This is a genomic window from Chryseolinea serpens (assembly GCF_900129725.1).
Classification (GTDB): Bacteria; Bacteroidota; Bacteroidia; order Cytophagales; family Cyclobacteriaceae; genus Chryseolinea; species Chryseolinea serpens.
Genome location: NZ_FQWQ01000001.1, coordinates 344887 through 370126 on the forward strand (window position 1 = coordinate 344887; position 25240 = coordinate 370126).

Below are 25240 nucleotides of genomic sequence, written 5' to 3' on the forward strand. Positions count from 1 at the left end.
CAATGATCAAATCGAAATGTCCGGAGGGCTCACTAGATTTGACATACTATGCCGGGATCAGCAAGGACCGCCGATATCGATCAAATGATCGCCACCCTTCCACGCGATGAGGCCGTGTTGGTAAAGCGGCTGCGTGCGCTCATCACGGAATGTATTCCCCAGGCAACGGAAAAGGGATACTACGACCAGGCCCTACCGTTCTACACCAGGAACCGGCTCATCTGTTTTATCTGGCCGCCGTCTTCGGCTTGGGAACCAAACGCGAATCAGGAAAAGCGAAAGGCAAAAGGTGTGGCGCTCGGTTTTAACCAGGGAAATTTGATGGCCAATGAAGATGGGGTGTTGCTGGCCGAGGGACGGAAACAGGTCTATATGATGTATTTTAAAAAGCTGGACGACATCGATGAGCAACAGGTCCGGGCCCTGTTATTCGAAGCCGCCCTGATCGACGAGCAGTTTGCCAAAAAGAAGAAGAAATTGTAATTCCCGCAGCGAATTCATCAATAGACGGCCTGAAAGAAAATCAAACTCGTGAGCGATTACGGGAAGCCTAGTGTTTATTGCTCCACGCCATTTCGAAAAGTCGAAACCTCTCGCACGCTGCCGTGCTCGTTGTAAGAAATGATGGTGCCATTGCCATTTCGAAGTGTGCCGGCGTCGCGGCGTTTGCCATCCTCGGTGAAGTTGGAGACTACTTCCCAGCTAAGACCGTCTTTGTAGATCTGCTCGATCCAGAGTTGGCCATTGGGATGAAAATATTTTCTCGAGCCGTGAAAAACATCGTCTTTGAAGGTCACTTCTTCCATGATTTTTCCATTGGGATAGTAGTGGCGCCCCACACCATTGAGCAGGCCATTTCGTATGGGCAGCGTTTTTTCGAGTGTGCCATTCGGATAGAGAATGTGGTCTACATACTCCCGTGAACTCCCCAGATATTCCTGCTCCTCTATGATCTTGCCGTCGATCCTGTATTCACGGGCCATGCCGTGTAAGCTGTCGTTTTTAAAGGTACGCAGCATCGCCAGCGTCCCGCGAAGGGTATACTGCCGCCATTCGCCATTCAGTTGGTCGTTCTTGTATTCTTGTTCCCAGATTTTGTAACGATGCTGGCTATTGAGGCTGTCGATCACGTAAACATTAACTTGTCCTTCCTTTTTGCCGTTTTTCCAGGGAGCTTCAAAACACAAGAGTACAGGTCCCGCAATTTTTATGGTCGTCACGTTGTCGTCATCAATGTCCCACAACACCGCGCTGCTTTTAATGTATGTAATCGACTTTCCGTTCTTTACGCCGTCGTTCACGTTCTTGAAGGTCCCATCGTTCGACTCTCTCAAATGCTTAACGGTATAGCGCGGCGCTTGTGCCATAATGGAAGTGCCTGCGAATAGGAAAATTACGGTCAGTCTAATGGCGATCGTCATGCGGGTATCCAGGTTCAGTCGTGAAATGTCTCCGGCAATGCTGGGAGGAGCGAGGGAGTCGCCCGGCCCAATCTAAGCCAGCAGCGTTTTATAGTGCGATGTGATGAATTGATCAATGGAATCCAGGAACGCATCCAATTCCATCTCGTCAAGGTCGATGATCAGATTTTCTTTGTTGGTTGACACCTGAACTTTGTGAAGGACATTTCTTTCGTCCCGGATGAGCGTAAGGCGTTGGATCTCCTTCAGCGCGAAGACACCCGACTTCTGGTTGTTCTTGTATTCGATGGCGTTGTCGGTCAGCTTCAGGAAATCGTTGTAGTTATTGATACCGGAAACTAATTTGATAGCGACGGGTATGACCGTGCAGAGGATCGCCCAAATGATAAAGCGAACGATATGGACGTCGAAATTGAAATAGACAAACGCGAAGATCGCCGGTATGATGCAGTAGATCAGCAGTTGTGTCTTGAGCTTGGTCCTGTGGTTCCTGAAGGTCACACCGTCTTTGCCGGGTTTTATTCTGATCGGGAACAAAAATTCTTCCCAGAGCACCAGCACCATAATGATGACCGCCGCACTGATCAGAAACATGCCGAAGTAAGCGTTTGATGTGCCTTCCATCAGTTCGCGCCAATGCGTGTGGAAGAGCTGCGACGACAAAAAGAACGATAAAACAAAGATCAGTATTAAAAGCCCTACACTAAATTCTACCGGATAGGTTGGACGAATGATTTTTCCCATGATGCCTTCTAAATAATCGACAATAATTTGGGTGCGATTATAAGAAAAAATATGAGTTAAATAGTATTTTTTTATTTCGGGAGGTTGTGCTACGACGGTCGCCAATGTGCTGCTGCTCAGGGAGTGACAAATCATGAGCAGCGATTTTTTTAAGCACATTCCTTCCTCGTGATGGGCGTTTCCGGAGGGAAATTCTTCTGTCCTGAAATTTAAAGCGCCACAATTTTTCCCGTGCGCACCGATTCATCGCAGGCGAAGGCAATGCGAAGACTGTTCACAGCGTCCTGGACATGGTCGGTGAGGTCGATATTTTCGTGGATCGCCTTCAGGAAATAGCGCTGCTCACGATTGCAAAGCTCCTGGTGATCGGGCTCATCTTTCAGGTTGATCCACTCGTCTGCCTTTTGGAACTCATCGTTCTTGTCGAGTGCCGCATGGTGGTATCGCAGTGATTCTGTTTTGGTGTGCGACTCCACAGAATCGGATTTTCCCGTGCCGCCTGCTTCGCGGGCCACGATAGACACGCAACCCTTGGGGCCGATCACATCCTTTACAAAAAAGGCCGTCTCGCTCATCATAGGACCCCAGCCCGCCTCATACCAGCCCACCGATCCATCTTCGAAACGGATCTGCAACTGGCCGTAGTTATAGTTGCCGGCAGGGATTTCCTCCGTGAGCCGGGCGCCAATAGCGCTCACCTGCACCGGCTTGGAGCGTGTCATCTGGCACATCACATCGATGTAATGCACGCCGCAATCCACGATGGGGCTCAGGCTTGCCATCAGATTCCGGTGCACCGTCCACATGTTGCCATGGCTCTGCTGGTTGAGGTTCATGCGCATGACGAGCGGCTTGCCCAGTTCGTGCGCAAGCTGAACAAATCGCTCCCAGGAGGGGTGGTGACGCAGAATATAACCGACCACCAATTTTTTCTTTGCCTTCCTTGCCGCTTCGGCCACGCGCTCTGCACCGGCCACGGTATCGGCCAGGGGTTTCTCAATGAACACATGACATCCCTGCTCCAGCGCCTGGATGGCAAAGCTTTCGTGTGTGTCGGGATAAGTTGAGATGCAGACCGCGTCAGGTTTGGTCGCCTGCAATGCCTTTTCATAGTTGTCAAACAAAGCGTAGCCGCCACCGAGCTTCGCATTCAGCACTTCCTTACTTTTTCCACTGGAAACCAGGCCGCAGATCTCGACGCCTTTCATGGTGTGATAAGCCTGCGCATGGGAGGCCCCCATATTGCCGCAGCCGACAACAAGGACCCTTAACAATTTTGTTTGATCAGACATGATGGGATGTATTGGACAGGCGACAATTTTAGCGGAAAATGCCGTTATATTAAAACGGATCTGTCACTATTTTAAATTTGGAGGATAGCGATGAGCAGCGGTCCGGTTGTCCGAAGAAACAGGGATCAATTGTTCTTATACTTCGTAACGTCCAGCGCAACGCCCACATAGTTGCCGTTGGGCAACATGGAGTTCACCCAGCTGAACCACACCTTCTTTCCATCTTTGCTTATAAGACTGGTTTCCATGGACATGATTTCTTTTGGAAGAATGTTCGGATAATTCAAGATATAATCGCGACTGATCCATCCGTCCCGTAAATTCTGTGAGCTCCACCAGCCCTCCTTCACCAACTCTTTCGGGTCGTATCCCAGAAGATTTTGTACAGAGGGGCTGACAAAAACAATGTCACCCTCCTTGTTGGCGACAATGGAAAGGACGTTCAGCTTTTCGAGCGTGGAATGAGATTTTTTTACACTCGAAATAAGTTTCAATCGAACGGCGATCACAATACCGAAAACGCCAAGGGCGATGATCAGATTCAGGAATGCCATCAGGTTTTCATGTCCCAAATGCGAACTCGAATAGGCCAGCATCGATGCTAGTAAGATGATGGCACTCTGCACCCCGTAGTAGAAGAGACTGTTGATGATCACGGAACTGGCGCCCACCACTAAGATCAAAATGATAACCGCATTGGGATCGAACCGATTGATCACCACAAACGCGATGACATAGAAGAGGGTGGACAGATACAGAAAAAGCGAAAAGTAGGTGACCGTGATGGCCCGCTTGAACCGGAAATAGGTGGAGATAAAAGCTACCGATCCCAGCCCAATGATCGTCCAGCGCACGGCATCCAGATCGGTCAGCTCCGGCAGGAAGCGGTCATACAGCAGTTTGGTCACGGCGGCGGTAACGGAAAACAACGCGATGACCAATCGCACAGAGCCGATCGATTGTCGCAGCAAACTTTGGTAACGAAGGGACTGGTAGGTTCCTGGTTCATGGGGGTCAGATAAAAGCCAATCATAAGGTTAGGAAGAGTTTTCCCAACTAAAAAATCAAAATCCTGATAATTATTACCTCGCGTGATTCTGGTTGCCGGGGTAACTTTTTAAGAGGGAATTGATCCAAAAAGCGGGCTTTTCAGCCCCTTACGCGCTGGTTTAAGCAACCTGGCAGGGGTGTGTTCGGTGGAATTTAGAACGGCAAATCGGGATCCGGGTCCGGGGCCATTTCCGGATACCCCGGTTAGGAACAGCAACGTAGACCCGGCAACGTCATTCACACCGCTTCGGAGGCAGAAGGGTGTGTGGGTAGTTGCGAAGAATGGAGGGTGCACGGCTGGATCATCCGTTAGAGCATGACCTAACCATTTGAAAAAATCAGCTGCTTATCTTCTTTATGTTAGTCGTACAGGTAACTGTCTTATCCGTTTTCCGGTGGCTGCAAAAATGGCGTTGCACAGTGCGGGTATGAATGGAGGCACAGGCGGCTCGCCAACGCCCGTAGGCTTGTCGTTGCTTTCCATAATGTGCACGGCGGTCTCGTAGGGCGAGTCGCTCATGCGGCCCACCAGGTAGTTGTGGAAATTGGATTGCTGAACAGCTCCCCCGGTCACCGTGATCTCACTTTTCAAAGCAAGGCTCGCGGCGAACGCGGCGCCGCCTTCAAACTGTGCTTTGATCCGCTCCGGGTTAACGGGAGTGCCGCAGTCGACCACATAGTCCACCTTGGGGATCCGGATCTTGTTATTGGCATCAACAGTGACTTCCACCACGCAGGCAACATAGGTGAGGAAGCTTCGGTGTGCCGCGAAGCCCTGGCCACTTCCTTTCGGGAGATTTTTTCCCCAATTTGACTTTTCCCTTGCCGTTTCAATCACCTTCCGGAAACGCGCCGTACTCCACGGGAAGTCCTCCAGTTTTTCGCCATAATTCCAGAATTCTGTTGTCAGCGAATTGAATTCAATAGAGCGGTCGCTTCCCAGCAAGTCGAGGGCATTTTGGATCGGATCAACACCGCGGGCCTGGGCCACTTCATCCAACGTGCAGCCTACGGCGTAGGCGTGATGGATATTGGCCACCGACCTCAGCCATCCAATCCGTGTTTTGACGGTGGCTTCCTGAGTTTCGCAGCATACATTTTCAATGGCAAAGGGCATGTCGATCATGCCCATGCTCAACTCTGCTCCGCTGGCCTCTTTGGCCTTGCTATCCGAAGTGCCATCGATGGGAGGAAAGACAGACCGGTGGAGCCAGGACGTGACTTTGTTGTTTTCGTCGATGCCGACTTTCAAATGCTGGGCAGCCGGGAAGTGATAGAAGTCATGTTGGATATCATCTTCGCGGGTCCATAATATTTTCACGGGGGTGCCCATCGTCCTGGAGATGAGCGCGGCTTCGACAACGAAATCCGGTTTTGACTTGCGGCCAAAGGCACCGCCCAGCAGCGTCACGTTCACGGTCACCGCTTTGATATCGAGCTTCAATGCTTCGGCCAGCGATTTCCTTGCCCCCTGGGGATCCTGCACCGGGGCCCAGACCTCGCACACATTATCGTGTACATGCGCCAGGGCACAAGGCGTCTCCATCGGCGTATGCGAAAGGAGCGGCACCATATAGTCGGCTTCGATTACTTTTTTTGCATTCTTCAGGGCGCTATCGACTTGTCCATTTTCTCTTCTTACTTTTCCTTTTGTCTTGGCGCGTCGCAGCATATCGCTGTTGTAGGTGTGTGAGTCGTAGTCCGCGTTGATGCCTTTATTCCAGGTGACCTCGAGCGCTTTGCGGCCTTGCAACGCGGCCCAGGTATTTTCGGCAACAACCACGACTCCGCCGAGGGGCTTATTTAAGGTGGTGGGAAATCCGGGCGGGTCCAACGTGAAAATTTTTAGCACACCCGGCACTTCCATGGCCTTGTCGGCAACAAAAGACTTCAACCCGGCGCCGGGTTCGGGATTGCGTTTGATCACGGCGATCTTTGTGTTGGGAAGGTGATTGTTGTCGAGACCGAACTTGGCTTTGCCTGTTACAATGTCTTTCAAGTCGACAATGGAACTTTGCTTGGCGATGTACTTAAAATCTTTTGGCGATTTCAAGGTCACGCTGCTTTCTGCGGGGATGGGTAATGCGGCCGCTTTTTCGGCGAGATAACCGAAGCCAAGCGATTTTCCGGAGCTGTGGACTACCTCATGATTTTGTGCTTTGCATTCCGAGACGTCCACGCCCCACTCTTTGGCGGCGGCCTGCTCCAGGAGTAGGCGCACCGTTGCGCCCGCCTTTCTCAGCGGGGTGAAAAACATTCTCACGCTATAGGAACCATCGGTATTTTGATCGCCGTATTTTTCATCGGCGACGGCCTGCACGACCTTCACCCGGTTCCAGTCGGCTTCCATTTCATCGGCCATGACGAGAGGAAGACTGGTGCGTATTCCCGTTCCCATTTCAGACCGGTGGGCAATGAGCGTAACGTCGCCATTGCCGTTAAGACTGATGAACAGGCTTGGCGTAAAAACAAAATCCGGATTGCCCGTGAGTTTTTTTGTGGTATCCGAACAACTGAAGCTGATGCCCAGCAACAATCCAGACACACTCATGGAAGTGGATTTCAGAAAGTCGCGGCGGCTGACTTTGAATATCGTGGACTCGTTTAATGCTGTCTTCATTTGGCTGTTGTGTTAGGGGCCCGCTTAATGGCTTTCCTGATCCGCTCATAGGTGCCGCACCGGCAAATATTTCCCGACATGGCGGTTTCGATATCCTGGTCATTTGGCGCCGGGTTCTTGGCCAGCAGCGCTACCGCCGACATGATCTGGCCGGCTTGACAATACCCGCATTGCGGAACATTCTCATCCATCCAGGCTTGCTGAACCGGGTGGACTTTGTCTGCCGATGCGATCCCTTCGATGGTGGTCACTTTCTTATTTCCGATGGTCGACACCGGCGTGGAGCATGACCGGACGGGCGTGCCATCGAGGTGCACCGTGCAGGCTCCGCATTGGGCCATGCCACAACCGAATTTTGTTCCTGTAAGACTGAGGTTGTCGCGGAGCACCCAAAGCAGCGGCGTATTGGGGACGGCTTCCACCTCACGATTTTCGCCGTTGACGACGAGTTGGTAAGTTGCCATGATGAAGGAATTGTTTTTTTTGAAGGTAATGAAATTAAGAGAACGGTACAAAACGATCGGCGGATTTAGAAAGCGGATTGGGAGTGTAAATTTTTTAGGGTGAGCAGAGCATTACTCAATCGATAGCAGTGACGCCGTCATCCGTGAATTTGGATAAACTTCAAATATTATACTATCTTCACTTTGTTCCACTAAACCCCACACCACATTCTGTGAAAAACAAATGGTACTTCCTGTTGCTTTTCGTTGTCATCTTCAGCTGCCAAAACGAGAAACCCAAAGGTTGGATTGATCAGGCTCGTTTACAAGACCGCCAGGCTGCCGACTGGCTGACCACCGGCGGCAATCAAAACATGCAGCACTATTCTCCGCTGGATCAGATCAATGCAGGAAATGTAAAAGACCTGGGGTTTGCCTGGGAATACGACGCCAGTTCACACATTGGCAATGTGCCGCGCGGTCTGGAGGCCACGCCCATTGTGGCGGATGGGATCATGTACACCTCCGGCGCTTGGGGAGCCGTGTTTGCGCTGGATGCCAAAACCGGGAAAGAGCTTTGGTCATTCAAACCAAAAGTAGATCCCTCATATGTTCGCCGGTCGTGCTGTGACGTGGTGAACCGCGGCGTCGCCGTCTGGGAAGGAAAAGTATATGTGGGCACGCTGGATGGATTTCTCATTTGTCTCGATGCGCAGGACGGCAAAGTGCTGTGGAGTGCCGATACGTTTACCGATAGGACCAAAGCCTACACCATCACCAGCCCGCCGCAGGTCGCGGGCAGCATCGTGATGATCGGCAATTCCGGTTCTGAATTTGGCGTGCGCGGTTACGTTACCGCCTATGATCTGAAAACCGGTGAACAAAAATGGCGCTTCTTCATCGTGCCCGGCGATCCGGCCAACGGCAATGAAAGCCCCGAAATGGAGATCGCGGCCAAAACCTGGGACCCTAAATCGCATTGGCAAAGTGGAGGAGGAGGGACGTCGTGGGGCGAATCGGCTTATGATGCCGAACTTAATTTGCTCTATGTGGGCACCGGCAATGCCGCCCCATACCCGATCTGGTTCAGAAGCCCATCCGGTGGCGACAATTTATATCTGGCTTGCATCCTCGCCATCAACCCCGACACGGGAAGATTGGTCTGGCACTATCAAACCACGCCCGGAGAGATCTGGGACTATACGGCCACGCAAAATATTGTGCTGGCCGATGTCGAAATAAAGGGCAAGCCCCGGAAAATCTTAATGCAGGCACCCAAGAATGGTTTCTTTTACGTGTTGGATAGAGCCACGGGTGAACTGATCTCAGCAGAAAAATATACACGGGTCAATTGGGCCAGTCATGTCGATTTGAAGACCGGGCGACCAGTGTTGACCGAACAAGGACAATGGTACAAGGACAAAACAAAACTTGTCGTGCCTTACCTGGGCGGCGGACATGTGTGGCAGCCGATGTCCTTCAATCCGAACACGGGATTGGTTTACTTGCCGGAGCGGTCGGTGCCCCAGGTGTTCAAAACGTTCGACACCTACCAATGGCTGCCCGACGTAGACAACACGAACCTGGACTATGCAGAGATGTATAAATTCCGGAAGCATGTTCTCGACCAGGTGAAAAATTCAGAAGACACCATTCGCACAGAAAGTTTGCTGGCCTGGAATCCCGTCACGCAACAGGTTGCCTGGAAATTTCCCGACGGCGGTCCCGATGGTGGGACCATGTCGACGCCCGAACTGGTATTCCAGGGAACACGGACCGGGTATTTCAATGTGCACAACGCAAAAACAGGAGAGAAGCTGAAGTCGATCTTCACGGGCAACGGGATCATGGCAGCCCCCACAACCTATAGCATAGACGGCGAACAGTATGTTGCCGTGATGGCAGCCTATGGAGGAGCGGAGACGAGCGGCTATTTGCCGGATGCCGTCATCTATCAATACGAAAACAAAGCGCGGATCATCGCCTTCAAACTGGGAGGAGGAGAAACACCGCTACCACCAAAAAAGAAACCCGTAGAAACACCCGCGCCGCCCGCGATGAAAATACGGGAAGACCTGATCGAGCGGGGAGCTTATCTCTACAATTTCTATTGCGACATTTGCCACGGCAAGTTTGGCGACCGTCATTTGTCGCAGCATCCCGACTTGTCCAAATTGCCGGAAGCCAAGCACCTTTTGTTCAATGATATCTTGTTAAAGGGTATTCTGTCGCAAAATGGAATGGCCAGCTTTAGCAATTCGCTGAGTGAAGCCGACGTGGAAGCCATTCACAGTTTCTTGCTAAAAAAACAGACCGAGCTGTATACTAAATCCCAATCAAAATGATTTCTCCGTTGCGTTAGCGTGTCTCCGTTTTGGAGTTCAGACTTATGCGTTGTGACGATTATTGACCCGACTGAAAATATTGTTTTCAGTTGATTGTAAAATATAGCTTCGTTGTTTAACTTCGTCATCAGAGCCCATCTATTTACTACCAAGATACTGGTAGTGTATAGTTGGGCTTTTTGTTTGTTCGCTTCCGGTTCCTTGACCTAATCCTTAGTATAGTAGCAAAGTTCTGGGTTCCCATTTTTCGGGGAGGGATGTTGCTATTATCACATCACGGCACGCATCGTCCAGGAGATTTTGAATCGAAAATAACATCACTTCAATCAGTACAAATCGTTAACACTTTTTTATGACAGGAGCCATTGCATTAGATGTCGTTATCGGGTTGGTTTTTATTTATTTGTTGTACAGCCTGTTCGCCACCATTATTTGTGAGATCATCGCTGTGCAATTGGGTATTCGCGAACGGAACCTGAAACAGGCGATCCGCAGAATGTTGGAGGACTTTCCGGAAACCTCGGAAAATAAGGTTGTCGCATTTGGCAAACAAGTGAGCCTGTCGATCTCTGAAATGTTTGAGAATTCCATGGGCCCGGCGGCCTGTGTGTTTTATCATCTCCCCATTATCAAATACTTCGCACGGAATACCTTCCATAGTAAGCCGGCTTACATCACGAAACAGAATTTCTCAAAAGCGGTCCTTGAAATATTTCGACGCTATGGCGGCGGCGATGACCTGAGTGATCTGGAGAAAATTCAAAACGTTCTGCAAGGGAAGATCCAGCACACGGAAGTGCTCAAGTCCTTGAAGGATGCCATCGATATCAACTCTGACACTAAAAAGCCGTATGAGCCAGGCGACAAAAGAGATTACAACGTGATTTTTAATGCGCTGAAGAAAGAAATCGAGGGCGTAGATATTAAGGTCTCCAGTTTGGATACGGCGCAGCGCATCATCTTTGATGAAATTAAAAAGTTAATGCTGTCTGTGAAGGCGGACGACAAAAAAGATTACAACGCGATTTTTGATGCGTTGAAAGAAAAGATAGCAGGCAACGATGAGAAGGTCTCAAGTTTAAACAAGGCGCAGCGCATCATCTTTGATAAAATTGAAAAGTTAATGGCGTCTGCGAAGAGCGATAAAGACAAAAAGGCGGTCGACAAAGATTACGACGCGATTTTTGATGCGTTGAAAGAAAAGATAGCAGGCAACGATAAGAAGGTCTCAAGTTTGGACACGGCGCAGCGCAACGTCTTGAATGAAATTGAAAAGTTAATGGGGTCTGCGGAGAGCGAAAAAGACAAAAAGGCGGCGGTGTATCGCGTGGATGAAATGCTGAATTTATTTGGGCATGAAACCCGAAGTCACCTGACCTCTCTCCTGAAGGATGCCAACAACGACCTCCTGAAGTTCAAGCTTCACCTCGAGCAATGGTTCGAGGACACCATGGACCGGGCTTCGGGATGGTATAAACAAAAGATCCAGGTGGTGCTGCTCATCGTGGGGTTCATCATCGCCATCTGCTTTAATGCCAACACCTTGGCCATCGTCCATAAACTGTCCGTAGACAAGGATGCCCGCGAGAAAATGGTAGAGCGGGCAACGCGCGCGATGAGCGATCCCAAAACAAAGTTGAACGTCGACAAGGCAGGAAAGCTTGGCGATACGGCCGCGACCGAGGCGAATGAAAAGGCGAGGCTGGACTCCTTGAAGACCATTCAGCGTGAAGTGCAGCAACAACTTGACGATGCCAACTCCTTGCTTGGGAGTGGTTGGGTCGATCTCCCGGACAACCTTCCGTTAGTACCCTGGACACCCGCAGCGGAAGATAGCGCACGCAAGTTGAAGAACAGAGGGTTCCTTGATTATGCGGTCGTCGATGTCTTGGTCGGAGATTCGGTAAATAGGAAGATCCTGAAGTTTCCGCAGGGGATGACCTCAGGGGTACTGAGTTGTCTGGAGGAGCGAGACGTTTGGAGTAGTGCTGAGGTGTTCACGGGCGCCAATACGACCGGAACAAAAATCGCGGTCGACAATAGTTTTGGCGGATATTTTTTTTACCTGTGGAGTAATATTTTCTCAGCTGCGTTCTGGGGTTATTTGCTCACGGCGGTAGCCATTTCACTGGGCGCGCCATTCTGGTTCGACATGTTGAATAAACTCATTCAGATCCGGGGGGCTGTAAAAGAGCCGACACAAACCCAGGTAGCCGGCGGCACAGCGTCGAAAGACACAGGCCTTTCCGATCCTGCCCATCCGTTAAACCGAAAAGGGTAAGCCATCATGAAACTAGTGGTCAAGGATTTTCTGAACGTGCGGGTAGGAGACCCCAATGTCAATGCGCCAAGCTTTCAGTACCTCGCGCCGGGAAGCGAAGTGGAGGTGGATGGACGGTTATACAAAGGCGGGGAATTTGAAAAAATAAACACCTGGTACAAGGATGCCGCGAACAACTACTACTGGAGTGGCGGTTTCGCGGTGGAGAAAATTGTAACGCCCACGGAGTTCGATCCGGCGAAAATGAGCTGGGGGCACGAACGGTATAATCTTCCGTTCATATGGAACAAGCTGAAGACCACAGGGGAGGGCATAACGGTCGCCGTGATCGACACCGGCGCCGACACGCACCACGAGGATCTGGCGACAAAAATCAATCCGCTGTCAAAGAGCTTTGTTGGTGACGCGGGAAATTTCAACGATACCGATGGTCATGGTACAACCATGGCAGGGATCATTGGCGCCAGTGGAAAAAGCAAAGTATTCGGCGTGGCACCGGGAGCCGGGTTGTTAATTCTGAAAGCTTCTGAGCACAAACGGGGTGGGGATGTGAAACTTTTTGCCAAGGCCCTGGACTACGCGGCGGATATAGCTGCCGTGGATATTATTTCTTTCAGCACGGTTCTCCCTGACGATGCCGATCTGAAGACGGCTATTGGCAAATGCCACGCGAAAGGGAAAGTGGTCATCGCAGCCATTGGTAACGCAAGGGATATCAGCATCCCCGAAGGGCCCGATGTGAATACTTTTCCAGCGTGCTACGATAACGTGATCGCCATTGGGGCCTTTGACCCGGCAGGAAATATTGTTCCATTTTCAAACTGGAATCCACAGTTGGATTTATTGGCGCCCGGGGATTTATCGGTGTTGACCACCACCCTGAACAACGGCCGCGGTTTTGGCGGCGGCACCAGCATTGCGACCGCATTTACGGCGGGCTGCCTGGCCTTGCTGCTCGCTTCTGCAAAGGGAAAGACCAGCAAAGATAAATGTATCGAAGCGATCTTCTCCACGTGCGACGATATCGGCCCGACGATCGGAAGGGATATTCGAAGCGGACGCGGACTACTGAATTTAAGAAATGCAATTACTAAACTATAAGTGTTATGAAAAAAGCCCTTCTCGTTATTACAATTTTTATTTCTCTTTCGGCTAGTGCCCAGATCGCGTTCCAGGATGCCAAAGCCATTCGGGAGCGCTGTGTCACGATTACGCCTCCCACTTTCGCATTTAATAATGACAACGAGTCTGTTCATATTTTGGTAGGGCATCTGAAAAACTATTTGCAAGCAACGGATAGAAGCAACCCGCTTCTGGTAGAGGATCAGGTGCTGAGGCAATTTGTAACCAATCCTTTCTTCGGTACGGAAATTCAACCGCTTATTACGGCTACGGGGGCGACTCCGGATGTTGCCCAAACCATTTCTTCCGCCGCCAGCAAGTTGGGTGGACTGAATGTCACCACCGTCGCCGACGGGATCGCCCGTTTCCTGGTAGAGCGAACGAAGGCGGAATTGGATGTGTACTTTTTTGAAAGGTTCAAGGAATTTCTGGAAAACAGCACTTACGGACACGACCTGCAGGTGCTTTTTCCAAACACCCATTCTGTGATGAGCGTTGTTGGCAGTGAAATTTACAATTACCAGATGTATCTGCAGTCGTTGCGCGAGGCGTTCGCGCAAGACCTTGCTGCGCTCTTGTCCAACACGAATCGCTGGATCAACCAGAGCCCGCCCGGCACGATCGTGGCCGTCATCCAGCGATCTGCATTGTATCCATATCTTCGACTGGCATTGCAGCTGGCGGTGGATATCCAGAGCGGAAAGCATCCTGGCGATATCTTGAATGAATTTGCGGGAAGGGACTTCAGCGACACAGCCGTGTGGGGCGACTTTGGATCGATACTGAAAACCGCCAACCTGTTCTCGCAATCCCTCCGGTCTGTTGATCCGGAACGTTATTGGATCTCGGAAACGGATTTTGCCTCCTTTCAGGATATCACCTTTACCCGGCTTTATCTCGGGCTGCTGTACAAAAGAGCCGAGGAGCTTAACATTCGTATTGGCCGCACCGATCTGACAGCCGTATTTACAACCCTGGCTACCGGTCTTGACCGGGGGCAACAATTCGTTGGGGCGCTAAAACCCTTGCTCGTCCAGGCGGACCAACTGATTTCGGAAATTAAAGGACAGAGCGAGCGTGGCATCGCCGAGAACTACGTCATGTTGGGAAATAGCATCCTGGAGATTGCCAAGGTCACTCATACATCCCTGCTGTCGTCGGCAGGTGTAACCTTGCTTCCCGCAGCCACTCTCGACAACGCTCAGTTCCTCTTTAATCATACAGCAAATTTACTGGCGGATGTACGAACCCGGAGCTATAGTGCGGGTGTAATTGAGTTCTCCCTGATCCTGCAAACCATGAACGTGGACGCCACGTTGGTCAGTGGTGTCATCAAATATGGAACCTTTATGGCCGCAGTGGCTACTGCCAAAACTTCGGAGGAAGTTAAACAGGCCATCGAGGTGGTGGCACTGCCGCCCGGTAGCTATCGCGTTAAACGGGAGTCGCATGCCAATATTTCCTTCAACGCCTACGTGGGGTTTTACGCAGGTAACGAGCATATGCCCGCATCTGAAAAACAGAACAGCCTTTCGGTGGGTTTGTTTGCCCCGGTTGGATTTGCGTTCAGTATGGGTAGTTTGAAGGGGAAAGATGCAAAAAAAGGAGGGAAGTCGCTCAGCCTGTTCGCATCGGTGATCGACGTGGGCACACTAGCGTCGTTCCGGTTCAAAGACGACAACACCACCGTTTCATCGGATATACAGCTGAAAGATATCGTCGCGCCCGGTATATTTCTGATCTATGGCCTTGGCAAAAGCCCCATATCGATTGGCGCCGGTGTGCAGATGGGGCCCGCCTTACGGGACGTAGATCCCAACGGAGTGGCCGACATAAACAAAGACTACTACGTTCGCGCGGGTGGTTTCATCGCTGTGGATATCCCCATCTTTAATTTGTATAACCGGAAGGACAGCAAAAAATAAGTAAGCCAATATTTATCTATAAGATCTGTACAAAAGAATGCCAGTATGAACACTTCCGACACCCACCATCAGCGCTTCGCAAAAATGACCTTCGCCTCGGTCTATCCGTTGTATCTCCAAAAAGTAGAGAAAAAAGGCAGGACAAAAGCAGAATTGCACCAGGTCATCGCGTGGCTAACAGGCTTTGATAACAAGAAGCTGCAGGAACTCATAAAGGAGAAGGCAACATTCGAAACGTTCTTCGAGCGCGCGTCGCTAAACCCCAACGCAAACCTCATCACCGGGGTGATCTGCGGCTATCGTGTGGAAGAAATCGAGAACCCTTTGACGCAACAGGTCCGGTATTTGGATAAATTGGTGGACGAGTTGGCGAAGGGTAGAAAGATGGAGAAGATTTTGCGTGGCGCGTAGGGCGTTATGAAGCGTTGGGCGCTGTGAACGCTTGGAGCCATCGCGCCAGATCTATTTTGCCTTACTACACTCAAATGTCGTCCATAAATTCTGAAGCTCTTTCCAAATGTCGTCGGCGGGTGGCCGTGGCGATAGTTCATAAAACATGAACGTATTGTTCTGTTCCTGGGGACACAACTTGATGTGAACGATACAATTAAGCGTGATCGGCATTTGCGCCATATAGTCCAGCATATCGATGGTGCCGGAATAGGTTTGCAGATCTCCTTTATCGGTGGTGATTTGCTTTATCTTGGCCTTGATCTGTACAAGCTTTTCCTTTGGAATCTTCCTTCTCTCAATGTTCCTCCCAACCAGCCCGTTATAATATGCCGTCAGATTTTTTTCAATGGTCTGTGGGCTGCTTTCCGGGCGACCCTCAAGATGCCATAAAAAAGCATACGTCCAATAGCCATTGGATTTAGGGTCCGACCAACCCGGATTGAAACGCAGGTCTTCGACGCCTTTGTAAGGAATCGATGGAGCGAATTCGATCGGGATACCCATCCGTTCCACACCCCATCCCTGGGGAATAGCAAGGGCATACGCAGGATCATATTTTTCGGCGTCAAATTCCTTGGCGGGTGTTTGGGCCCAGGTGTTCGTCGCGATCAGCAGCAGGGCGATCAAAGAAGAGCGTCGTATCATTTGTTTTGGATTTATAGGCATCATATGCGTCCCGGATGTTCCTTCCGGCTATATTATTTATAAATGTATATAATATAACGAAAATTCCCAGCGAGCTTCTAAAAAAATCATGATCAGAAAATGGGGGACTGGAGGAAAGGACATCAGACTCCAGGCGATTAGAGGAAGGTTATCCCTTGTCGTCGGGTGAGCTGTTGAATGCGTTTCTCTTTTCTTCCATCCAGGCATCCATGGCTTCCTGGGAGGTCATGCTGTTGCGCATTTCATTCATCGCCTCGATATGCGCTGCATCACCTCGCTGGACCATTTCGCGCGCGTGCTTGCTCACCATCATGGCGATCTCATCAAAGGTGTTTGCACTAAAGGTGTGACCGCAGGCTCCGCCCAGTTGTTTACAGGTCATCGTTTTCATGGTGTTTCGCGTTTTCTGACAAAGATATAAAAAGGAGCCATGTTGGGTTGCTGGGTATCTCACAGGGGATACCCGGCATGGGGAGTCCTACCGTCTTTCTTCGTCGAGTTTCACTTTCTTCTCGTGGGCTTGATGCAACATGGCATCGAGCATTTGCCGGTCATAATACCGGCCCTTGGCAATCACACCATAAATGGCGCGCAAGGCTTTGACGTCCGTCAGCGGATTCTGATCCAGCAACACCAAATCGGCATTCTTGCCGGTGGTCACCGTACCGGTTTTGTCCTCCACCCCAAAGTAACGGGTTCCGTTGATCGTGGCCGACTGCAGGATTTGCAACGGCGTCAATCCGGCTTGCTGAAAAATTTCCAGTTCATCGAGCAAGGATTCGGCAGGGTACACATACGTGTTTAGCGCGGCAGCGTCACTGCCGGCGATGATGGTGATGCCGGCCTGGTGGATGAGGGGCATTTGTTTCAGCAGGAGTTGATAGCGGTCTTTGCGTTGCTGGCTTTGTGCCGGTGTTTCATTGGCCATGCGGTCGATCCGCCATTGATAGTTGGAAACATACCGTTTAGTAAGATACTGCAGGAACACATCGCCGCGGTGATCGGTTTGATCGAGATAGGCGAGCTGCCGTCCCCCAATCAGCGTGGGACAGACAAACATGCCTCTCGAACCTAAAGCCTTATAGTTGGCCGTGGCCGTTTGCTGATCGAACAACGAAGTGTACCGGGATTCTGCGTCAGGCTTGGTCAGCGTGCCGCCGATGACCCCGTCCTTGATCGTTTTTTCATCGGTGCCCAGACGCAGCAGGTAGGTGGCATGTTCGATGCTGGTAAATCCTGCGGCCGCCAGTTCGTCGATCGTCAGATCATAAGGCACATGACCCGACACGCGATATCCGCGTGCCCTTGCCGCTTTCACGCTGGCTAAAAACAAGTCGCCCTTCAACGTGTTCTCCGTGATCTTCACGAAGTCCACCTTCATGCTGTCGAGCTTATCGAGCATCTGGTACAGTTCTTTTTCATTCTCGATCTCGAGATCGCCTTTCCAAATGGAATTTTTTCCTTCCAGCTTTAAGCCTGCCGTATAAATGGTGGGGCCGATGCGTTGGCCTTTGTTGATTTCGTCGCGCCACACCAGCACTTGCCGGCCCAGGTCGCTTGCGCAGTCGCGCACCGTGGTGATACCATAGGCAAGAAAGACCGGGAGCAAGGCCTCGTTGTCGGGAACCAGTTGCGTGCCTTCCAGGTGCACGTGCATATCCCACAGGCCGGGGATCATGTATTTCCCGTTGGCGTTGATGCGTTGCTCCTTCGATACGTTCCGCGACAATTTCTTCACGTCTCCAATGCCCTTGATCTTGCCCTCGCCGATCAGCACAGCGCGGTTCTTTTGCAGGCTGCCATCGGTCACATTGACAATATTGACGTTATAGATGAGCAGGTCGCCCTGGCCAAATCCCGGCAAGGGGAGGAGGCCGATGAGGAGAAGCAGGACGGTGGTTTTCACGATATAGACTTTGTACCTAAAGACAAAGATAGCAGGATGCCTGAATCTTGTTGCCGACGCCTTTAGCGCAGGCGCGACACTGGGCTTGAACACAACAACTTACTCAGACCACGGAACGACTGGTTCAATGAGGGTTATCATGCTGTCGGGCGATAACCCTCTCCAGGTTGAAATGAGGAAGTCTGCGTATTCGAAGGGCTACGATGACGCTACACGCTGGCGTTCTGCGTATAAGATATGACCTATTGAAAAATAAGCCGATAAATCCTATTTTTAAGTCATGATACGCATTACATGTTTAGCTGCCATTTTATTTTTAATGAGCCGCCCCGGGTACTGTCAGTGGACCCCCATCGGACTTCAAGGTAAAACCGTTGTCGCCTTGGGCGCCAATCAAACCGATGGTTCCATTTTCGCGGTGGCCGATCATGCTCTTTACAAGACCAGCAACAATGGGACGGATTGGAATGTTCTACAGAACGGCGTGGATGGATTGAGCATTTTATCAATGACCATCGATATCGATAACGCGATTTACCTGGGCACCAGCAGCGGTGTTTATGTATCAAATGACGGTGGACAGTCGTTTCAGAGTCTCAATGCCAACTTACCGTCCGATTTTGGTTTGTATCCTTCGGTGGCGTCCATTTGCGTTCTGAACGACCTGCTTTTTATCGGAACCAGTGCCGGGATCTACAAATGTGAGAAAGGCACATATGACTGGAAATCGTTTAATAAAAATCTGGCGTTCGACAAGGCCAATAAGATCATGGTTTTCTATAATGATTTTTTATACCTGGGAACCAGCGTTGGCATGTATAGCACCTCCATTCGCGAAGACAATTGGCAAAAGATCTACGATTATGAAACGTTTGACCTCGCTATTATCGGGAACGAGATTTACGCGGGTGTATCACAAGGATGTCCCCCAATAGTGAAATCATCAGATTTTGGGGCGACCTGGGTGAATGCCAGCCCGGCAACAGGCGCCTGCTTCGGGTATTCCATCTATAGTTTCGGAAATTCAATTTGGGTGGGCACCTACTATTCCAGCGGAATTTACAGCATTGACAACGGTGCAAACTGGTCAAATATGGATATCGGCACCGACGCATCGGTGACCACCCTGGCCCGGAGAGGTACGTCGTTACTGGCAGGGACAGAATACTATAAGTATAACACCGGCGTGGGAGGAGTTTTTATAAAAAGTAATGTCTTCGAGAATATCCTGGAGACTTTGCCGTACCCGGAATTTACGGCGCCTCCGGGTGAGTATGTTGAACCCGTTTCATTGGAAATTCACGCCCGGGATAAATCTGCCAAAGTATATTATACAACGGATGGCACACTCCCCACAACAAGTTCTTCGCTCTACTCAAACGCCATGTCCATCGACAAAACCACGCTCATCAATGCCATTGCCGTGAATGACAAGGGCGAACAGAGTAAGATAAATACGGGATATTATCGGGTCAATTCGGTTACCGGGGTTGAAAAGGAAGCCAGGATAGAAGCTGAAATTTTTCCGAATCCATGTTCGACGCAATTAACCGTCAGTTTCGGTACGAACAATCCGAAGGTGAACATTTCCATTTTGGATAACCTGGGACGAGTTGTCTATAATCATGATGCAAGCGAAAGCAGTATCGCAATTGATACGAAGGCGCTTAATCCTGGCGTCTATTATTTGATTACAAAAGGGAACAACCAGCAGAACTCACAGATTTTTGTTAAACGCTAGCCAGCGGACAATGATGCTGTTGAAGTTGATCGGGATTTGTTTGCCGCTCCAAGCTTTCTGGCATATTGTCCAACGTATCGCCGCAGTCGCCCAGCGATTTCTCTCAGCGGAGTGCATCACCCGCCGGATAGCTGGCGCTAAAAATCGCGGCCATACCCGGCTCACATTGTCCAGCCGAACCCTTAGATCGTAGTTTGTTGCAAAAACCTTTTCTACATCGCAGATATTTCACCGGCCAGAATCTTACTTTTGGTTTGCACTTCTAATTTGTAGAGTATCTTGAATGAGGTCAAAATTTTGCAAAATGCTTAGAAGGAACGTTGTCATCGTGTTCTCCTGCCGCTGTATCCCCCAATCCATGGCAGCTATTTTTTGGCCGGCAACAGCTATCTTCACGCATGCTCAAATCAATCGAAAGCTCCCAGAATAGCAATCGTCTCGAATCCATCGACATCGTGAGGGGGTTGGTGATGGTGATCATGGCCTTGGATCACGTCCGTGACTTTTTTAGCTACACCACCTATCGCCCGGACGATGTGACGCAGGCTTCCGCATTTTTGTTCTTCACCCGTTGGATCACCCATCTTTGTGCCCCGACTTTCATTTTTCTTTCCGGCGTCGGCATTTATCTCTTCTACAAAAGAGTTGATAGCCTAAGAAAAACAAGCCTATTCCTCCTAACCCGCGGGCTATGGCTGATCGTGGTAGAGGTTTTGTTAATTAGTTTTATACTGACCCAAGGATATCAACTAACACTGCTCTCGGTGATCTGGGCGATCGGGTGTTCTATGATTTTACTCGCCGCCCTGATTTGGCTCCCCCGTTGGCTTCAGATCGCGCTTTCGCTGGCCATGATTGCCGGACATAACGCCCTTCCAACGCTTGATAAGGTGTCGGCCGATAACATGCTGGTTGCCTTTTTGCATAACTCCCCATTCTTCGTAAGCGAGCCACCCATTTTAGTCGCCTATACCATTGTTCCCTGGGTTGGCGTGATGCTTCTGGGGTATGGCATCGGCTCGTGGTTTTTCTATCCGCCAACGGCGCGGGATAAAGTATTGCAAAGAACGGGCCTCTTCGCCTTGGCGCTTTTTTTTGTATTGAGGTTTTTAAATAGCTACGGCGATCCATCGCCCTGGAGCATCCAGGAACGCGGTGGGATTTTTACTTTACTTTCATTTTTCAAGGTGTCAAAATCTCCGCCATCACTTTTATTCCTGTCGGTAACACTTGGAATAGCATGTATACTCCTGTCGCAAGCGGAGCGAATTCCGGCCCGGGCAAAAGAAATTCTGATCACCTATGGGCGGGTGCCGTTGTTCTATTTTATCGCGCACCTTGCACTCATCAGTCTTACATCCTTTTTATGGACTTACTTTTCATTCGGCAAGGGAGTTAACCTGTCCTTTTCGTCCGCCAAAGATTGGCCTGCGGCATATCACCCGAGTTTGTTGCGGGCATATTTCGTATGGTTGCTGCTGGTTAGCGCGCTCTATTTTCCATGCCGCTGGTATGGCCATTACAAAGCAAAAAGCAAGGCGTGGTGGACATCTTATCTGTAGAGGCGGCACCTGTCAAACGGCATCATCAACCTTCTCAGCCCACACATAAGCCCGTTTGGTGGCCCACTCAACATCCGGATAGGGAAGGCGCTCCAGGGTGTCGATGATTCTGAATTTGTTGTCGTCGAGTAATTTCAATATCCGGTCTGTTTGCAGGAAGTGCAGATCGATATCCACATCGATCTCGTTTGCCTTATCAAAATGCATCGTTTCTTCTCCCACATGAAACGAGAACAAAAAATGGGCGCCCTTCTTCAAAACGCGATTCACTTCTTTAAAAGCCAGGTCAACCTGATGGTAGTCAAAATGCACAATGGCATAAAAAGCTACCGCCGATCCAAAGTAATTTTCGCGGTAGGGTAAGGCAAGAAGATCAGCGGTCTCGAACTTGATAAGGGGGAATATTCTCCGGGCCACTTTCACCATTACCGGCGAAATATCCATTCCAATGATATCCCGTAAGCCCGCGTCAAATAAAAATTTCGTGGTTTGCCCAGGTCCGCAGCCAAGATCAGCACAGGTGCCCGTATTTTCATTGAGCCGTGCAAACTCTTTCAAGATCAAGCGATCAAAATGTTTTTTAGAAAGTTCGTCAATGCGGGTGGCGGCATAGTTTTCGGCTGTAGCATTGTAGGTCTTTATTATTTTTTCCTGTGGCTGCATTTTTAAATCAGTTTAATATCGTTAGCGACAAGGGTCAGATCGTTGTTAAATTGATGTCCACCGGTTGGAATTTCGCGGAAGGTAGCCCAGGGGAGTTGCTTTTTGTAAATGGCCAGGTGCCCGAACGGTACTTCTTCGTCATCCAGACAGTGATAGAGGAACAAAGGAATTTTCCTATTGAGTTTCTCAGCAAAATCTGGCTGCAGCTTAAAGGCTTGAACCCAATCTTCATCACCACTCCAAAAGGGTGTACCCATAAGAAAAATACCGGCAATCTTTTTTTTGATTTCCAGTTCGGAAAGACATGCCAGTAGCATGGAGGCTCCGAACGAGTGGCCAGCCAGGATAATGCCGTCTTCGCTGGTGGAAATTTCCCGGCCGATCTGCTTGCGTCTCCCGAGGTCCGGTGTTCCATCGCTACGCAGTAGGGGATATCGAACGGAATATCCGGAGCCCAGGTTTAACGTAAGCGAGGCGGCAAGTTTCGCGTCTGCGTCATAGCCCTCCTCCGATCCACTCCCATGAAAGAATAATACGTGTTTTGCCATAGCATTGTGATTGCGGTTTAAAAAAATTAACAAGAATGATTTCAGACTGTTTTGTGATACGCCGTAGGGTGCCCCTTCGTCCTCAAGCCCTGATTTATTTACAACGTAATTTGCTTTGGGTGCCTAAGCCTGTAGATACCCACGGAATGAATGACGACGGCGACAAAACTCCCAATGACAATGGGGACAGCACCCATAAGCAAACCATAAACGATGTAAAGGGTGTTTGCCAGCAGCGATAAAACCCTCAGACGCAGAATGTCTTTCATTGTCATGGAGGTCAGGTTCAGGGTAAGGGCTAAAAAACCTAAAGCAGTTGTCATTGCATAATATTTTTAAGATTCATGGTACCCTAATGTGCTAACGGACTTCATTGCTTGCATAATTTAACAGCATGATATAGCAAGGGTTGAGATGCGTTTCAGTCAACTGAAATTGATCTGTGGCGGCAATCCGAAAGCCAAATTTTTCATAAAAGGCGATGGCCTTGGTATTTTTTAACCACACCACCAGCCACATTCCGTTTTGTCCACGCGATTTTGAGTAATCGATATTGTGACGCATGAGCTTCGCGCCCAGCTTCAGGCCGTGAAAAGAATCCAGCAGGTAGATTTGATCCATTTTTGAAACACGCTCCAGCGCAATTGCCGGGTGCTCCATAGAAAGCTCTATTTTGGAAAATCCGGCCACGGTATCCTCATGCTGGATGACGTGATAAATGTTTGCAGGGTCGGTCAGTTCCTTTTTTATCGCAGCGAGGTTGTATACCTTCTCCATGTAAGAAGCTATTTCATGTGCGGGTGCACTGTCCTTGTGGGACGTGTAAAAGGTTTTGGCACCCAGTTCGTGCAGCACTTCCGCATGTTGTAGCGTTGCTTTGATGATCATTTGTGATCCATATTATTTAATCTCCAAGTTATGTCTCCCGAAAACATCCCGTTGAATTCCTTTCGACACCTAAAACAAGGTAAATTGTATGATAATAAAAAATACTTAATTTGCATTGATCGATAACAATAATGAATCAATTGAAATGACCACGGATCAACTGAAGAACTTCCTTGCCGTAGCCGAAGTGTTGAATTTCCACAAGGCAAGCCAGAGTATGTACATCGCGCAGCCCGCGTTGAGCCGGCAGATAAAAAATCTGGAAGATGAGGTGGGTGCTGAGTTATTTGACCGGACAAAAAAGCAGATCAAACTTACGGCGGCTGGCGTGTTCTTCAAAAATGAAGTTACGCGGATCCTTAAACATTTAGGGCAGGCACAAAAAACGGCTAGCCAGATCCACCAGGGTGAAGCCGGGGAAATAGCGATTGGACATGTGAGCTCGGCCATGTACTCCCTGTTGCCTTATTTTTTAAAGACGATCAAGACGACTTACCCTCACTTGAAAATTGGACTTTTAGAAACTTCCTGCAACATGATCTTTACGAAGATCCTGGATCGCGAGCTCCATTTTGGAATCGTGCCAAACGAAGTTGGTCCCGGGGGAATTGAATCCGCGATGCTGTACAAAGAGAATTTTGTGGTGGTCATGCCAAAGAATTTGAAAATAAGTCTCAAGAAAAATGGCGACCTGAAACCCCTGGCAAATGCCGATTGGATCTTACCCGCCCGGGAAGATGGACAGGTATACCATGATCTGTTATACCGGATTTTTCAAAAAAACGGATTCACGCCCAAGGTAGTTTTTCAATCCCCAAATGCATCAACGAATTTGAGAATGGTAAGCGAGGGGCTAGGAGTGACCATCATTGCAAAGTCGGCTGTGAATGGGGTGAATCTGAATATAAAACATTTCGAGCTTACGGATATACCTTCAAAAGTTGAAATGCGATTTGTCTGGTCGAAGGAGCGGGGAGAAGAATTGAAAGAATACATCGAGCTTTTCCTGAAGATCTTCAGAGCGATACGAAGCAGCTGAGCCGTCAAGGTCGTGCACACCGTTCTTTACGCCCCTACATGTCACTCAAGGAGGTGAAGATGTTTTTGCCGCTAACACATCCAGCCCTGGTTCCAGACCTCTTTCACGGACCCTTTCTTCTTGCGCAGGTGATAGGTGAGGGCCAGGTAGATGAAATAGCTGACTTCCTCGGGAATGTCATCCTTTGCGTCGAGGATAATTCCCCGCGTGCTGTCGAACGTCAGCGGCGTCGTTACTTTTTGCTTGAACTCGTTCACCACGTTACTCTGGCAATGAACAAATATGCCGTACATCCCCTCCTGGGAGCCAACGCGATCGATCCGGAGGGTCGTCCCGCTTTGCGTTTCGCTGGTGAGGTAGCTGGGGGAGTCCCATTTCAGGGTCTCTTCGAGAGGGCCGACCCCGGAGGTTTTCGAAGCCACCTCGAAAATGAGTTTCCGCAGCACCAGGAGCCTTTTCCGGATCGCAGGAGGCGTTCTTTCAAATACGGCGGCTACCTTTTTTGACTGAAAATCGTTTTTCATTGTTTTT

23 protein-coding genes are annotated in these 25240 nt (G+C 49.8%); 9 read left to right on the forward strand and 14 right to left on the reverse strand.

The features are described from left to right. Nucleotides 1-48 precede the first annotated feature (48 nt). Entirely contained in the window at nt 49-483 is a 435-nt protein-coding gene (locus tag BUB30_RS01290; protein ID WP_073130178.1) for a DUF1801 domain-containing protein, read from the forward strand. A gap of 74 nt (nt 484-557) precedes the next feature. Here BUB30_RS01290 and BUB30_RS01295 read toward each other — a convergent pair whose 3' ends face one another. The 6 genes from BUB30_RS01295 to BUB30_RS01320 all read right to left on the reverse strand — a co-directional run bounded on the left by BUB30_RS01295 (nt 558) and on the right by BUB30_RS01320 (nt 7591). Continuing rightward, on the reverse strand, nt 558-1421 hold the full coding sequence (locus tag BUB30_RS01295; RefSeq protein WP_084137835.1) for a toxin-antitoxin system YwqK family antitoxin: 864 nt from the start codon (nt 1419-1421) through the stop codon (nt 558-560). 72 nt (nt 1422-1493) lie between these two features. Beyond that, on the reverse strand, nt 1494-2300 hold the full coding sequence (locus BUB30_RS01300; protein WP_245804010.1) for a heavy metal transporter: 807 nt from the start codon (nt 2298-2300) through the stop codon (nt 1494-1496). Between the two features lie 74 nt (nt 2301-2374). Further along, nucleotides 2375-3457 (reverse strand): Gfo/Idh/MocA family protein, encoded by a 1083-nt coding sequence (locus BUB30_RS01305; protein WP_073130182.1) that lies wholly within the window; start codon nt 3455-3457, stop codon nt 2375-2377. Nucleotides 3458-3582: 125 nt separating this feature from the next. Then, nucleotides 3583-4428, reverse strand: a complete 846-nt coding sequence (locus tag BUB30_RS01310) for a PAS domain S-box protein (RefSeq protein WP_143164722.1) — start codon at nt 4426-4428, stop codon at nt 3583-3585. Nucleotides 4429-4862: 434 nt separating this feature from the next. Continuing rightward, nucleotides 4863-7127 (reverse strand): xanthine dehydrogenase family protein molybdopterin-binding subunit, encoded by a 2265-nt coding sequence (locus BUB30_RS01315; protein ID WP_073130187.1) that lies wholly within the window; start codon nt 7125-7127, stop codon nt 4863-4865. Further along, nucleotides 7124-7591: a (2Fe-2S)-binding protein gene (locus tag BUB30_RS01320; protein WP_073130190.1), complete on the reverse strand. Its 468-nt coding sequence runs from the start codon at nt 7589-7591 to the stop codon at nt 7124-7126. The genes BUB30_RS01315 and BUB30_RS01320 overlap by 4 nt, the downstream gene beginning before the upstream one ends. Nucleotides 7592-7803: 212 nt before the next feature. Here BUB30_RS01320 and BUB30_RS01325 point away from each other — a divergent pair, with 212 nt between their 5' ends. The 5 genes from BUB30_RS01325 (at nt 7804) to BUB30_RS01345 (ending at nt 15654) form a co-directional block, all read left to right on the forward strand. Next, the gene (locus BUB30_RS01325; protein ID WP_143164723.1) at nt 7804-9915 is read left to right on the forward strand and encodes a PQQ-dependent dehydrogenase, methanol/ethanol family; all 2112 of its coding nucleotides are present in this window, start codon (nt 7804-7806) and stop codon (nt 9913-9915) included. A gap of 352 nt (nt 9916-10267) precedes the next feature. Then, the gene (locus BUB30_RS01330) at nt 10268-12196 is read left to right on the forward strand and encodes a hypothetical protein (protein WP_073130193.1); all 1929 of its coding nucleotides are present in this window, start codon (nt 10268-10270) and stop codon (nt 12194-12196) included. A 6-nt stretch (nt 12197-12202) separates the two neighbouring features. Continuing rightward, entirely contained in the window at nt 12203-13297 is a 1095-nt protein-coding gene (locus tag BUB30_RS01335) for a S8 family peptidase (protein WP_073130195.1), read from the forward strand. 5 nt (nt 13298-13302) lie between these two features. After that, nucleotides 13303-15243, forward strand: a complete 1941-nt coding sequence (locus BUB30_RS01340) for a hypothetical protein (protein ID WP_073130198.1) — start codon at nt 13303-13305, stop codon at nt 15241-15243. 45 nt (nt 15244-15288) lie between these two features. Beyond that, the gene (locus tag BUB30_RS01345; protein WP_073130201.1) at nt 15289-15654 is read left to right on the forward strand and encodes a DUF2200 domain-containing protein; all 366 of its coding nucleotides are present in this window, start codon (nt 15289-15291) and stop codon (nt 15652-15654) included. Nucleotides 15655-15705: 51 nt separating this feature from the next. On the opposite strand, the gene BUB30_RS01350 is transcribed toward BUB30_RS01345, so the two are convergent. From BUB30_RS01350 to BUB30_RS01360, 3 genes are all read right to left on the reverse strand, one after another. Then, a complete protein-coding gene (locus BUB30_RS01350; RefSeq protein WP_143164724.1) occupies nt 15706-16341 on the reverse strand; it encodes a hypothetical protein in 636 nt (211 codons plus the stop codon). A 169-nt stretch (nt 16342-16510) separates the two neighbouring features. Beyond that, entirely contained in the window at nt 16511-16753 is a 243-nt protein-coding gene (locus tag BUB30_RS01355) for a DUF1059 domain-containing protein (protein WP_073130207.1), read from the reverse strand. An 87-nt stretch (nt 16754-16840) separates the two neighbouring features. After that, complete coding sequence (locus BUB30_RS01360) at nt 16841-18268, reverse strand: amidohydrolase family protein (protein WP_073130209.1); 1428 nt, start codon at nt 18266-18268, stop codon at nt 16841-16843. A gap of 280 nt (nt 18269-18548) precedes the next feature. On the opposite strand from BUB30_RS01360, the gene BUB30_RS01365 reads away from it, so the two are divergent. Continuing rightward, nucleotides 18549-20009, forward strand: a complete 1461-nt coding sequence (locus BUB30_RS01365) for a chitobiase/beta-hexosaminidase C-terminal domain-containing protein (RefSeq protein WP_084137837.1) — start codon at nt 18549-18551, stop codon at nt 20007-20009. A 398-nt stretch (nt 20010-20407) separates the two neighbouring features. Continuing rightward, on the forward strand, nt 20408-21571 hold the full coding sequence (locus tag BUB30_RS01370; RefSeq protein ID WP_073130215.1) for an acetyltransferase domain-containing protein: 1164 nt from the start codon (nt 20408-20410) through the stop codon (nt 21569-21571). Nucleotides 21572-21583: 12 nt separating this feature from the next. Here BUB30_RS01370 and BUB30_RS01375 read toward each other — a convergent pair whose 3' ends face one another. The 4 genes from BUB30_RS01375 to BUB30_RS01390 all read right to left on the reverse strand — a co-directional run bounded on the left by BUB30_RS01375 (nt 21584) and on the right by BUB30_RS01390 (nt 23670). Then, nucleotides 21584-22234, reverse strand: a complete 651-nt coding sequence (locus BUB30_RS01375) for a class I SAM-dependent methyltransferase (RefSeq protein WP_073130218.1) — start codon at nt 22232-22234, stop codon at nt 21584-21586. A gap of 2 nt (nt 22235-22236) precedes the next feature. Continuing rightward, nucleotides 22237-22782, reverse strand: a complete 546-nt coding sequence (locus BUB30_RS01380) for an alpha/beta fold hydrolase (RefSeq protein WP_073130221.1) — start codon at nt 22780-22782, stop codon at nt 22237-22239. A 98-nt stretch (nt 22783-22880) separates the two neighbouring features. Next, nucleotides 22881-23105, reverse strand: a complete 225-nt coding sequence (locus tag BUB30_RS01385) for a YgjV family protein (RefSeq protein WP_073130224.1) — start codon at nt 23103-23105, stop codon at nt 22881-22883. A gap of 37 nt (nt 23106-23142) precedes the next feature. Next, complete coding sequence (locus BUB30_RS01390) at nt 23143-23670, reverse strand: GNAT family N-acetyltransferase (RefSeq protein WP_073130227.1); 528 nt, start codon at nt 23668-23670, stop codon at nt 23143-23145. 145 nt (nt 23671-23815) lie between these two features. Here BUB30_RS01390 and BUB30_RS01395 point away from each other — a divergent pair, with 145 nt between their 5' ends. Continuing rightward, nucleotides 23816-24709 (forward strand): LysR family transcriptional regulator, encoded by an 894-nt coding sequence (locus BUB30_RS01395; RefSeq protein WP_073130230.1) that lies wholly within the window; start codon nt 23816-23818, stop codon nt 24707-24709. Between the two features lie 71 nt (nt 24710-24780). On the opposite strand, the gene BUB30_RS01400 is transcribed toward BUB30_RS01395, so the two are convergent. Then, complete coding sequence (locus tag BUB30_RS01400) at nt 24781-25233, reverse strand: hypothetical protein (protein ID WP_073134642.1); 453 nt, start codon at nt 25231-25233, stop codon at nt 24781-24783. Nucleotides 25234-25240 lie beyond the last annotated feature (7 nt).

Coding starts and splice junctions, on each gene's coding strand:
- BUB30_RS01320 (WP_073130190.1), bottom strand. CDS start 7,591: ATGGCAACTTACCAACTCGTCGTCAACGGCGAAAATCGTGAGGTGGAA.
- BUB30_RS01370 (WP_073130215.1), top strand. CDS start 20,408: ATGCTCAAATCAATCGAAAGCTCCCAGAATAGCAATCGTCTCGAATCC.
- BUB30_RS01290 (WP_073130178.1), top strand. CDS start 49: ATGCCGGGATCAGCAAGGACCGCCGATATCGATCAAATGATCGCCACC.
- BUB30_RS01390 (WP_073130227.1), bottom strand. CDS start 23,670: ATGATCATCAAAGCAACGCTACAACATGCGGAAGTGCTGCACGAACTG.
- BUB30_RS01400 (WP_073134642.1), bottom strand. CDS start 25,233: ATGAAAAACGATTTTCAGTCAAAAAAGGTAGCCGCCGTATTTGAAAGA.
- BUB30_RS01305 (WP_073130182.1), bottom strand. CDS start 3,457: ATGTCTGATCAAACAAAATTGTTAAGGGTCCTTGTTGTCGGCTGCGGC.
- BUB30_RS01315 (WP_073130187.1), bottom strand. CDS start 7,127: ATGAAGACAGCATTAAACGAGTCCACGATATTCAAAGTCAGCCGCCGC.
- BUB30_RS01375 (WP_073130218.1), bottom strand. CDS start 22,234: ATGCAGCCACAGGAAAAAATAATAAAGACCTACAATGCTACAGCCGAA.
- BUB30_RS01295 (WP_084137835.1), bottom strand. CDS start 1,421: ATGACGATCGCCATTAGACTGACCGTAATTTTCCTATTCGCAGGCACT.
- BUB30_RS01395 (WP_073130230.1), top strand. CDS start 23,816: ATGACCACGGATCAACTGAAGAACTTCCTTGCCGTAGCCGAAGTGTTG.
- BUB30_RS01330 (WP_073130193.1), top strand. CDS start 10,268: ATGACAGGAGCCATTGCATTAGATGTCGTTATCGGGTTGGTTTTTATT.
- BUB30_RS01365 (WP_084137837.1), top strand. CDS start 18,549: ATGATACGCATTACATGTTTAGCTGCCATTTTATTTTTAATGAGCCGC.
- BUB30_RS01340 (WP_073130198.1), top strand. CDS start 13,303: ATGAAAAAAGCCCTTCTCGTTATTACAATTTTTATTTCTCTTTCGGCT.
- BUB30_RS01300 (WP_245804010.1), bottom strand. CDS start 2,300: ATGATTTGTCACTCCCTGAGCAGCAGCACATTGGCGACCGTCGTAGCA.
- BUB30_RS01335 (WP_073130195.1), top strand. CDS start 12,203: ATGAAACTAGTGGTCAAGGATTTTCTGAACGTGCGGGTAGGAGACCCC.
- BUB30_RS01345 (WP_073130201.1), top strand. CDS start 15,289: ATGAACACTTCCGACACCCACCATCAGCGCTTCGCAAAAATGACCTTC.
- BUB30_RS01380 (WP_073130221.1), bottom strand. CDS start 22,782: ATGGCAAAACACGTATTATTCTTTCATGGGAGTGGATCGGAGGAGGGC.
- BUB30_RS01350 (WP_143164724.1), bottom strand. CDS start 16,341: ATGATACGACGCTCTTCTTTGATCGCCCTGCTGCTGATCGCGACGAAC.
- BUB30_RS01355 (WP_073130207.1), bottom strand. CDS start 16,753: ATGAAAACGATGACCTGTAAACAACTGGGCGGAGCCTGCGGTCACACC.
- BUB30_RS01385 (WP_073130224.1), bottom strand. CDS start 23,105: ATGACAACTGCTTTAGGTTTTTTAGCCCTTACCCTGAACCTGACCTCC.